General features: G+C 32.3%; 8 protein-coding genes. 3 read left to right on the top strand and 5 right to left on the bottom strand.

Annotated features, from left to right (window positions below):
• Positions 1-344 precede the first annotated feature (344 nt).
• From BMX53_RS13160 to BMX53_RS13150, 3 genes are all read left to right on the top strand, one after another.
• Positions 345-1,667: a site-specific integrase gene (locus tag BMX53_RS13160; protein ID WP_074746856.1), complete on the top strand. Its 1,323-nt coding sequence runs from the start codon at positions 345-347 to the stop codon at positions 1,665-1,667.
• Between the two features lie 201 nt (positions 1,668-1,868).
• Complete coding sequence (locus BMX53_RS13155; RefSeq protein ID WP_074746854.1) at positions 1,869-2,468, top strand: Crp/Fnr family transcriptional regulator; 600 nt, start codon at positions 1,869-1,871, stop codon at positions 2,466-2,468.
• 54 nt (positions 2,469-2,522) lie between these two features.
• Positions 2,523-3,209, top strand: a complete 687-nt coding sequence (locus BMX53_RS13150) for an MBL fold metallo-hydrolase (protein ID WP_074746852.1) — start codon at positions 2,523-2,525, stop codon at positions 3,207-3,209.
• A gap of 354 nt (positions 3,210-3,563) precedes the next feature.
• Here BMX53_RS13150 and BMX53_RS13140 read toward each other — a convergent pair whose 3' ends face one another.
• The 5 genes from BMX53_RS13140 to BMX53_RS13125 form a co-directional block, all read right to left on the bottom strand.
• Positions 3,564-3,818 (bottom strand): MerR family transcriptional regulator, encoded by a 255-nt coding sequence (locus tag BMX53_RS13140; protein ID WP_074746849.1) that lies wholly within the window; start codon positions 3,816-3,818, stop codon positions 3,564-3,566.
• Between the two features lie 817 nt (positions 3,819-4,635).
• Positions 4,636-4,824: a hypothetical protein gene (locus tag BMX53_RS19000; RefSeq protein WP_143061427.1), complete on the bottom strand. Its 189-nt coding sequence runs from the start codon at positions 4,822-4,824 to the stop codon at positions 4,636-4,638.
• 117 nt (positions 4,825-4,941) lie between these two features.
• Positions 4,942-6,342 (bottom strand): phosphatase PAP2 family protein, encoded by a 1,401-nt coding sequence (locus BMX53_RS13135; protein ID WP_074746847.1) that lies wholly within the window; start codon positions 6,340-6,342, stop codon positions 4,942-4,944.
• A 106-nt stretch (positions 6,343-6,448) separates the two neighbouring features.
• Positions 6,449-7,663 (bottom strand): efflux RND transporter periplasmic adaptor subunit, encoded by a 1,215-nt coding sequence (locus BMX53_RS13130; protein WP_074746845.1) that lies wholly within the window; start codon positions 7,661-7,663, stop codon positions 6,449-6,451.
• A 10-nt stretch (positions 7,664-7,673) separates the two neighbouring features.
• Positions 7,674-12,023, bottom strand: a complete 4,350-nt coding sequence (locus BMX53_RS13125; RefSeq protein WP_074746843.1) for a CusA/CzcA family heavy metal efflux RND transporter — start codon at positions 12,021-12,023, stop codon at positions 7,674-7,676.
• Between the last annotated feature and the right edge of the window lie 113 nt (positions 12,024-12,136).

Raw genomic sequence — 12,136 nt, 5'->3', positions numbered from 1 at the left:
TATCAATAAATCAAAACAATAACATTACAAGGTATTCTATTTATATATAGGTTATATTCCCTCTTTCTCCGCTGATTTATAAAAGATAACTTTTTAAAAGTCATCAAAACAGCTTAAAACCTATGATTCTCAGTGAATTATAGGTTTTTTCTTTTTTAGCCCTATCGCATTTTTTTCAAAAATGCTCAAAAAAACAAGGCTAATTCGTGGCACAGAAAGCAAGTTTTGTTCTGTGCCACAAAAATTAGCTTAATCTCAGTGATAGTAAGGGGTTAAAGAGATTTACATCTTGATTTTGAAGTGTTTTAATTCGACATTTATTACTAATTTTAAACAGTTGAATTATGTTAGAAAAACGCTTATCAATTAGTTTTTTCCTTAAGAAAGGAAGAGATGGAGGTGATTTAAGGATGGTTTACCTTAGAATCATCGTAGATGGAATCGCTAGAGAGACTTCCATTAATCACAAATGGGACATCAATAGATGGAACCAGAAGTCAGGTCGCGCACTTGGTACAAAAGAAGAGGCAAGGACTCTTAATTTTCTATTGGATACGATTGTATCTAAAATCAATCACTACAAGTTGGAGCTTTTAAGCAATGGTCAACCAATTACTACTTCTGTTCTTATGGACTATGTACAAGGTAAAGGGACAGGTAAGGTAAAGGTCTTAGAGGAGTTCCAAAAACACAACGATGAAGTTCTTAAACTTGTACCTAAAGAATATGCTCCTGGTACGTATGAGAGATATGTAACAGCAAGATCTCATGTAGGAGAATTTATTAAAAAAGTTTATAATAAAGATGATATTGAGTTCAGAGAGCTGGATCATGAGTTTATCCTTGAATATGAACACTATTTAAAGACTGTTAGAGCGTGTTCCAACAATACGACTATAAAGTATATCTCAAACTTCAAGAAGATTGTTCTACGAGCTGTTGCAAAGGGAATAATTTCTTCTAATCCTTTTGCACAATACAAACCTAAGAAGAGTAAGCTCAATAAAAAACCTTTAAGTAGGGAAGAACTCTCTATATTGGAAAGTAAAGAGATTGATAATGAAAGGTTATCTATTGTAAGGGATGTGTTTGTATTTCAGTGTTACACAGGACTTGCCTACATTGATGTATTTCAACTAAAGAAAAGTGATATTACAAAAGATGTTGAAGGTAATTTGTGGATAAGAACCAATAGACAAAAAACAGATGCTAATATCACTATTCCATTACTACCTAAAGCTATTGAGATAATGGAAAAGTATAAAAACCATCCTGATTGTATTGGAAAAGATGTAGTGCTTCCTGTTCGATCTAATCAAAAGATGAATGCCTATTTAAAAGAAATTTCTTCTCTTTGTGAAATCAGTGAATTAAATACTCACAAAGCAAGAAGAACTTTCGGTAGTACTGTAACGCTTGGTAATGGAGTTCCTATTCATGTGGTCAAAGAAATGTTAGGTCATCACTCTGTTAAGCAAACAGAGGAATATGCTTTAACGGAAGAGGAAGCTATCAAGAGTGAAATGCAGATATTAAAAGGTAAGTTAGAAGGACAAGCTACTAAGAAAACTCCAGAGTATAAGAATTTGCTTGAGAAGCTTGAATCCTTAAATCTTAATCAAGAAAAACTAACTCAGTTAATTGATATTATAACTAAGTTAGTTTAATAGTAATTATTCCCTCGTACAATCATAGGCTTTTATGCAATAATTCAACTGTACTACATATGTCAGGGTGATACGAGGGATTACTATTGATTATGTTTTTGAGACTAAGTAATGAAGATACATAGGTTTTAATTTTTTTTTAATTTTGAATATTGAACTTGAGATATAGCTCAATAAAAGATTAATAACAAAAATAAGGTAATGAATGACATTGGAAGGGTTGATATATTTGAAAGTTGTCTAGTTTCAATAGGAGGGCTAAAAGGTGACGAGATTAATCTATCCTCACATTTTTTTGAACCTGTTTTATTAAAAAAGGGTGATTTTTTTATTCGTGAGAACGAAGTATGTCGTTATATAGGTTTTGTTGCTATTGGTGCTGTTAAAGCGTATGGTAGTGACAAAGAAGAAAGGGAAAATATAACTTGTTTTAAGTTTGAGAATGAATTTGTTACTTCATTTTCAGAATTTATATCTCAGGAAAATTCTACAAGAAATATTAAAGCTATAGAAGATTGTGTAATTTATAGAATAAGTTATTCAGACTATTTGTATCTACTTGATAAAGTACCAGCTTGGAACAAAATTATACAATCAGTTTTAGAACAGGAATATAATCAAAAGCAGAAGTACATGCTGAATTATAATAATAAGACGGCTTTAGAGAAGTATAGTTATATGTTGTTTAACGAACCAATGCTTATTAAGCGGGTAACAACTCAAGACTTAGCATCTTATTTAGGAATCACACAACGATCGCTTACACGAGCTAAAGGACAAATACATAAGAATACATTATAGGACAAATGTCTACATCCAGTTTAAGAGTAGTAATGTAGTTTTGAATAAAAAAACATGTTACATCAAATAGCTCAGGAGGTATTTCAAGTACCTTTAATGCCACGAAATAGTATCAACTGTTATATTATCGAAGGCGTTTTGATCGATTCAGGAATACGAAGCTCCTATAGAATTATAAAAAAAGCTCTGCAACAAATTCCAATCCACAAGCATGTACTTACCCATGCACATGCAGACCATCAAGGTTGTAGTGATCAGATATGTACGGATTTTTCTATCCCTTTGTTTTGTCACTCTAACGAAGTCTTTAGAACAGAAACAGGTATGGTGACTAAAGATTATCCAAATCCTCAAAATTTGGTAGCAAAACTTCAGCAGAGGTATTGGGCAGGTCAAGGACATATAGTTACAACTACAATAGTTGAAAATGATATGATTGGAAATTTTAGAGTAATAGAGACACCAGGACATTCTGATGGTCATATATCTTTATTTAGAGAAAAAGATGGGGTATTGATAATAGGTGATGCTGCTGCTAATATGAATCTGCTTACTACAATTAGAGGTTTACATCTTCCACCCAATATATTTACCTCAGATCAACAGAGAAATATTCAATCGCTTCAAAAATTAGCGAAACTGCATCCAGCTATTATATGTTTTGGTCATGGGCCTATTATGCAAAATAGAAATCAAGAGTTTGAGAAATTTGTGGCTAAGAGTAGTATCAAGAAAAACTAACTCAGTTAATAGATATCATAACTAAGTTAGTTTGATAGTAATTACTCCCTTGTACAATCATAGGCTTTTATGCAATAATTCAACTGTACTACGCATGTCAGGGTGATACGAGGGAGTATATTTTATATAACCTAATTCTTGGAGTTCTTTTAAGTATTTATGATATGTAGGAAGTGTGGTAATATGAGCGTATTTCATCAGTTTATGCCTACTTATTCTAATTAGTTTACCTTGTTTTTGTAAAAATGCAAACTGAATAATCCCAAGAAGTAGAGCAAAATGCCAAACATTGAGTTTAGCATCATTTTTAAGCTCTACAATATAACGAAGTAGTTTATTGGATATACACATATACTATTTATTAAAAAGGTTTTCAATATCAATTCTATTGTAATAATAGGAGCCAAGTATTTTTCTATATCTAAGCTTTCCACTAATACGAAGTGTTTGTAGTGAAGCTGCTGAGATACTAAGTAGTTGCCTTGCGACTTTTGCCTTTACCCATTCAAGTGATGCCTCACTTGATTTCTGATTAAAAAACTCTTTTAATTCTGTAACGATTGTTTGACTAAACAGCCTTAAATCTTCTTTTGTGATTTGATTGTCCATAATAGTTGTTTTTAAGATTAAACAACTAATTTATGTGGAGAATAGGAGTGCTTAGTATTACTGGAATAATAAAGAAGAGGTTGGCGTTAAAATGAGATGTTGATTTGCAAAATGAATTGCAAACCAACATTAATTTTTAGTTGTGGCAGGATTCGAACCACTCCTCGTAAATATCTTTAAATCAATCAATTGTCTTGTTTGTAAAAAACCAACTCACCTAATAGCTCACCTTAGCAAATTAGGTTAAAATCAAATATAATGATTTTAAATGTATTAAAAAAGTACTAAAAAGTTAAATAATAACCTGTTTTTTTGATTGATGGAAGCGAATATTTTAGTAAAAATATTAGTTTTAGCTTTTGTTTATTTTTATTTTGTTTTTCAGTGTTTTGTTGTGTTTATTTTATATTATTAGTTAACTAATGTAATTTGATGTATTTTGTTATGAAATGACATACTTGTTATGGTATTATTGTGTTGTCGGGGTGTATATTTAGTTTCATTTTGAGTAAAAGTAGGGAGCGTTTTAAAGAGAAACAGTGGTAATTCTATTAGTTCATATTTACAGATAAGTCCATTTTTATGACAGATGTTAACCTGCTTATATTATTTCAAAACTATTGTATACATGATTTTTAATACAAGTGTGTCAAATTGCTGTTTATTAATTGTTTAAGAAAAAAATTAAGTAATAACTAAAATAGTTTTGCTATGATTTTACAAAGTTTGCAGTGATATCTATTGTATAATAAAAAAGCTACCTAGACAAGGTAGCTCTTTTATATTATCATTTTTATGAGGATTTTTAATTACAATTTTATAAAAAATAAAGTAAAGCTCCTGTAATTCCTATTCCTATTCCAAAGAATAAGACAAAATTTCTAAAGCAACCTCTTCTATGATGATTGCTTGATCCTGAATTGTTTCCCCATGCTTGTCCATGATGATTACCTGATCCAGGATTGTTTCCCCAAACCGGTCTGTGATTACTACCATGATGTCCCATATTTATAAAAATTAATGTTGTGTTTAAAATTAAATAAAGCTCCGTGAATAATCTATCATAATTGATGTAACTACTTTATATTGGATTTAGTAGTCTTTAAAAAAAGTCCTTTTATTATTAGAAATAAGCTGTAAGTCTTAATCCTGATGCTACATAGTGCAAATCTGCCTTATTAGAATTAGGTTTGTTAGAATCTAAATTTAATAGAGGGTTTTCAGGAGTATAAATTATTGTTGGTTTTGTACTAGAATAGTCAACATATAATGTTAGACCTAATTGATCTGTTAAGTTGTAAGTTAATGAGCTACCTGCTGACCATCTAAAAGAGCTATGAGGTTTGTATGAAGCAACAGTCATATTATCTTTTATAGTATCAGGTAAAAATATAGTACTGTCGTTTTGTTTTGCTTCAATTTTTCCCGTTGCACCAAAAGCATACCCTGCTGTAGTTTTTAACATTAAATTGAAGCTGTCACTAAAATGAAAAGCATAATAGGGACCTATTCCAAAATTCATAAAACCTAAAGCAGAACTTGTATAAGATAAATTATAATCTTTAAATACTTCTGGGTTTTCTAAACCATTTACATTATTCTGAGAGAGGGGGTAACCTGATATTGTAAAATCTCCTCCTATTCCTATTGATTTATTAAAGAAGTAAGCTCCTTCAAAACCAGCTTCCCAGCCAACTTTCGCATCTGGCCCATCTTTGTGTAATTCTAATAAGTTATTACTGTTAAAGCTTGCTCCTAATTTTACTGCTAAAAAAGATGGGTTTTCATTACCTTCAAACTTGGACAATAGGCTCAAGTTATCACCTTGGTTTCCATAGATTTTATCAATAAAAAAATAAGCTAGATTGGTTGATAGGATACCGAATCCGGCACCTGCTAAAATATCTGAAGACCAGTGTCTATTATTTATACTACGCCCCACACCCGTCATAATAGCCATTCCATACCCAGTTATAGAATAAGCAGGGTTAACTAAACCATATTCTTTATCTAAAAAAGCGGCATTAGAAAAAGCTGTTGCGGCATGACCAGAAGGCCATGAATTGGCTGTACTACCATCAGGTCTCATTACCTTAGTTGTATATTTTAAGCTATTAACAAAAAGCCCTGTAATCAACATACTACCTGCGTAGTTATAAATACTACGTCTCATATTATTTCTTCCTTTTACTCCTGCAGCTTTTAGACCAAAAGCTAATGCCCCTGGCCCATATTGCAAATAATCATCAAAAGTATTTTTGAACTCAGGAATATATTTATTCCTTGTTTCAAGAATATGTTCTCTTCCGTTCCAAGTTACAGCTGTAGCTCCAAAGAAAACAGTAGGTACAAAAGTTATTTTGACTGCATCTTTTTGCCAAAAGTTTTTTGGTATTAATGTATCGGAAGAAATGATCTGAAATGAATAATCTTCTGTATTTTTAAAGTTAAGTGTGTTTGAATTTGCGCTTAAGTTTAGTGCATTAAATAGAACAAATAATACAAATAAGAATTTTAGTTTCATGTTGATGGAATCATTAGTTAAACGTATTCTACTTTTGAGGGTAATATTGATAAGGAATTTTAAAAACAACCAGGTTTAAACACCTGGTTGTTTTTTAAGATTAGTTTTAGTGTCCATGTTCAGGTGCACCGCCATCTGTTTTGGCTAAATGGCTTTGTATATAGTATGCTCCAGAAAAAACGATTTGGCTATCTTCAGGTAGGTCTTGTAAAAGTGTAATTTGGGTATACCCTAATTCAGACACTCCTGATTTGACTTCGATTCTTTCGAAATGATAACTTTTTACTCCTTTTTCTTCTTCAATATCTTCTAAAATAAAGATAAATTCACGTCCATCGGCTTTAATAATGGCTTCGTTAGGAAGGGCTTCTACTGTTTTTTCACCAATGTGCACTAAAGCATTAACGTATAATCCTGGAATTAATGTTTCTTCTGTTTTATCTATGTTTGCGTGAACAAGTACTGTTTTGGTTCCTGGTTCAAATGACTTACTGATACTAAAAATAGTAGCTGTAACTTCTGATTTGTTGATATTAGTAAATGAGAATGATACTTTTTGCCCTACTTTAATAGAAGGAAGATCTTTTTCATATACCATCAAATCTAAGTGTAGTTTAGAATTATCCACGATAGAAAATAAAGACTGTCCAGCGATAACACTTGATCCGATTTTAATTGGAATCGCTGAAATATTACCACTTATAGGTGATACTATTCTAATTGATTTAGAACCAGCGCCAGCATTTATTAGACTTAGCCTATTGCTTAACGATTGGAATCGAGCACGTTCTATACTTAAGTCTGATTTCGTTTTTTGATAAGTCTTTGCAGAATTGACATTCTGTTCTCTTAATGTTTCTTGACGTTTATATTCCAGTTCTAAGTAATCTAAGGTGTTTTTAGATATGGTGTACTCTTCTCTCAGTTGTATGTATTCAGGACTGTCAATAGTAGCAATTGTTTGTCCTTTTTTTACATAATCTCCCAGATTAACAGAAATATTAGTCACTGTTCCACTTAGAAAAGAGGATACATCCGCTTGACTCTGTGCAGGTAATTCTGTATTACCATTTACGCGTACTACATTACTTAAGTTTTTTTGAAGTAATTGGCCTAATTGAATTTTTGAAGCAGTGTATTGAGCTTGTGTTAACTCTACTTCTTTATTTGCAGATTCGCCTTCTTTCTTAGCTTGATCGCTAGATTCTTTAGAAGGAGTAGATTGTTCTGTTTTCTCTTCGGAATTACCTCCTTCAGCATTTTTACAACTAAATAGTAAAATGCTCGTAGCTAGGGATAAAAATATGATTGACTTTTTCATTTCTTTTATATTATTGGTTTACTAAATAATGAAGTGTGTTATGACTTAAGTTATACTGTAGAATAGCATCCAAATAGTTCATTTGTATCGTCAATGCAGTTTCTACTGATTGAATGTATTCTACATAAGATATATCTCCATTATTGTATGATTTCTGTGCATGATCTTTGATCAATGCAGCATTTTTTAAAGCATTTTCTTGGTAATAATCGATTACTTTTTCCTGAGCTTTAATAATGTCAAACTGCTGTTGAACATTTTCTTCTAATTGCTTAAAAAAGTATTCTTTCTGCACAGTTGCTTGCTGCGTTTCATATTTCATTGCTTTAATTTTAGCAGATTGACTTCCAAAGAAGATAGGAATAGAAATGCCTATGGTATAACTTGGTATGCGTAAATCTTTACCATAAGTAGTTGGTATACCATCTTTTCCCGTTATTGTACCAGAGCTAGATTTAATATTATACCCAATAGAAAAATCAGGTAATAACATAGCTTTCTGTAAATTTCTATTAGCCTCAATTGTTTCTATCTCTTTTTCTGCTAATTGTATGGTATTGTTTAAGGTTAAATCAAAATTGCTGTCCACATCATGTTTATCATAGACTATTTTAGGATTAATGGGAACAAAGTCTTCTTCCAGATTCAGAAGTGCTTTTAGTTTAGAGGTTTCATTGTTAATTACAGTTTTATTCTGTGTAATTAATACTCTTAACTCTTGCTCTTTAGCAGAAGCGACATTACTTTCCATTAAGGTACTTTCTCCAGTGTCATAACGCAATTTTGCAGACTTAGAGAAGTCTTTTAATAAATTAGCTTGCTCTGTTAATAAGACTTCTTTAGATAATGCATATACTAAGTTCTCCCAAGCCTGTTTAACGGCATAATCAGTAATAATAACTGTTCTATCTTGTTGTAAAACCGCAGTTTCATATCCTTTATTTAATACCTTTTTTTTCTTGCCATAGGTAAAGGGAGAAAAAGATTGGGATACAGCTATACTAATATCCGTATTGTCTTTAGAATCTAAATATCCAAAACCAGTTGTTACATCTGTTTTGGCAAGATCAAAATAGGTGGAAGTCATCTGTTTCTGAGCTTTAGTATTTAACTCCGCTGCTTTAATTCCTTTATTGTTTTCTACGCTAAGTCTTAGCGCATCTTCTAATGTTAGTTTTCTAACTTCTTGTGCTTGTACTCCAACTCCAACTAACAACAGTAGAGTAGAAGCTACAATAGCTTTATTTCTTTTTCCTAAACCTAATCCTCTTTCTTCATAGTAGTAGATGATAGGGAGTACAATTAAAGTCAGTATTGTAGCAGATATTAATCCGCCAATTACTACCGTAGCTAATGGTTTTTGAACTTCAGCACCAGCACTTGTACTTAGTGCCATTGGCAAGAAACCTAAAGAGGCAACCATAGCGGTTAGTAAGACAGGACGCAGACGTATCTTAGTCCCTTCTATAATTCTTTCATATAAATTCATACCTTCTTTTTTTAGTTGATTAAATTGGCCAATAAGTACAATACCATTTAGTACAGCCACTCCAAAGAGTGCTATGAATCCTACTCCTGCAGAAATACTAAAAGGCATATCTCTTAACCATAACGCTGAAACTCCACCTATTGCGGATAAAGGAATAGCAGTAAAGATCATTAATGATTGTTTTGTTGATTTAAACGTAAAGTATAATAGTACAAATATCAAAGCTAATGCTACAGGTACCGCTACCATTAATCTATTAGTAGCATCTACTAAGTTTTCAAATTGCCCTCCATAGGTAATAAAATAACCATCAGGCATATTGAGTTTTTTGTCTAATAGTGCTTGTATGTCCGTTACTACACTTTTTACATCTCGCTCACGAACATTAAAACCAAGAACAATACGTCTTTTACCATCTTCTCTACTGATTTGTTGAGGCCCATCTTCGTAATCAATATTTGCAATTTGTCCTAAAGGTATTTGCACACCATTAGGTAAAGGGATAAACACATTTTTTATGTCTTCTATATCTTGTCTATCTCCTTGATTTAATCGAATGACTAAGTCAAATCTTTTTTCTCCTTCATAGACAGAACCAGCTTTCTCTCCTGCGAATCCTGCTCTTACTACCTGGCTGATGTCTGATACTTTTAAGCCATATAAAGCAAGTTTATCTTGGTCATATTTTATAGAAATTTGAGGTAGTCCAGTTACTCTTTCAAGTTTGGTACTTGCTACTCCAGGTACTGTTGTGATCAGCCCATTAATTTCATCTCCAATACTTGCTAAACGATCTAAGTCTTCTCCAAATACCTTAATAGCAACATCACTTCTAACTCCTGTCATTAATTCATTAAAACGCATTTGTATAGGTTGAGAGAATTCAGTTCCAATACCTGGTATTTCTTCTAAAGCCTCTTCCATTTTAGCAATTAATTCTTCTTTGGTTTTAGCAGAAGTCCATTCTTTCTTTTCTTTCAAGATAATAATCATATCTGCCGCCTCCATTGGCATGGGGTCGGTAGGAATCTCTGCACTACCAATTTTTGAAATAATCATTTTTACCTCAGGGAAGCGTTCTTTTAATATTTGTTCTGCTCTTGTTGTTGTTTCTATTTGTTGAGATAATGAACTACCAGAAGAGATAATCAAATTTGTCGCTAAGTCACCTTCATCTAAAGTTGGAATAAATTCTCCACCCATACGGCCAAAGACAAAAATGGCAAAAGCAAATAATCCAAAAGCAATCAGCAATACAATTCTTTTCATTCTAAAAGCACCTTCTAAAAGGGGTTTATACCAACTGTATAATTTATCAATGATTTTATCACTAAAGTTAGGTTTCTCTTTCCCTGCTTTTTTAGATAAGAAAAGAGCAGACGCCATAGGTACATAAGTAAGGGATAGAATAAAAGCTCCTAAAATCGCAAATGACACGGTCATAGCCATAGGGCCAAACATTTTACCTTCAATACCTGTTAAGGCAAGAATAGGCAAGTACACAATTAAGATAATAATCTCCCCAAAGGATGCACTTGTTCTTATTTTTGAAGAAGCTGAAAACACTTCATTATTCATTTGTTCTTGGGTTAAAACTCTATTTTTTCCAGCATGGAGTCGGTGTACAATAGCTTCAACGATAATAACAGCTCCGTCGACGATCAATCCAAAATCTATAGCCCCTAAACTCATAAGATTACCACTTACTCCAAAGATCTTCATCATAGAGATTGCAAATAACAGAGCCAATGGAATAACAGAAGCAACAATCAGTCCTGCTCTCCAGTTCCCTAAAAGTAGAACTAAAACAAAAATAACAATTAAGGCCCCTTCGATTAGGTTCGTTTGAATGGTACTAACCGTTTTGTCAATTAGTTTTGTTCTATCAATAAAAGGTTTGACAGTAACGCCTTCAGGAAGGGTTTTTTCTATCTGAGCCATTCTTTGTTTAACAGCTTTAACTACTTCTTGTGTATTAGAGTTTTTTAGCATCATTACCATTCCGCTAACATCTTCTCCTTGTCCATCTTTTGTCACAGCACCATAACGAATACTGCTTCCTATGCGTACATCAGCAACATCTCTAATAAGTACGGGAATTCCATTATTTGTTTTAACGACAATACGCTGGATATCTTCAATATTTTTAACCATACCTACACTACGAATAAAGTAAGCATAAGGTTTTTTATCAATATAAGCTCCACCTGTATTTTCGTTATTAGCTTCTAAAGCATTAAATATTTCAAGTATAGAAGTATCCATACTTTTAAGAAGATCTGGTTTTACAGCTATTTCATATTGTTTTAGTTGTCCTCCTAAAGTATTTACTTCAGCTACTCCTTTTACTCCTATAAGTTGTGGTTTGATGATCCAATCTTGTATGGTACGAAGCTCCATGCTATTGTACTTTTCTTCATATCCTTCTTTTGGATAGACTACATATTGGTATATTTCACCTAATCCCGTACTAACAGGTGCTAAATCAGGTGTTCCTACTCCATCAGGAATATTCTCTTGAGCGGTTTTTAACCTTTCAGAAATTTGAGCTCGTGCCCAGTATATATCGGTGTCTTCTGTGAATACTACCGTAATCACACTTAATCCAAATCTACTGATAGAACGTAGTTCCTTTATATTAGGAATTGGTTTTACAGCTAGCTCTATGGGATAGGTAATAAATTGTTCTACTTCTTGAGTAGCTAAAGTAGGTGAAGTAGTGATAATTTGAACCTGATTATTAGTGATATCAGGTTGTGTATCCATAGGTAAATTCATTACAGAATAGGTCCCAAGAATGATTAATCCAAGAACAAATAATCCAACAATAAACTTGTTACGGATACTAAAATTTATGATTTTATCTAACATTTATGTCATTATTTAAATTAAAGTAACTCTTTTTTGTATTTATAATCTATTGTATTAGATATATCGTTTACTCATACAGTGCAGATACTACTGACTTACTGTTTGTAACCATT

Source organism: Myroides marinus, from assembly GCF_900109075.1.
Lineage (GTDB): Bacteria > Bacteroidota > Bacteroidia > Flavobacteriales > Flavobacteriaceae > Flavobacterium > Flavobacterium marinum_A.
Note: the sequence above shows the minus strand (reverse complement) of the source record. Positions and strands in the feature narration are given on the sequence as shown.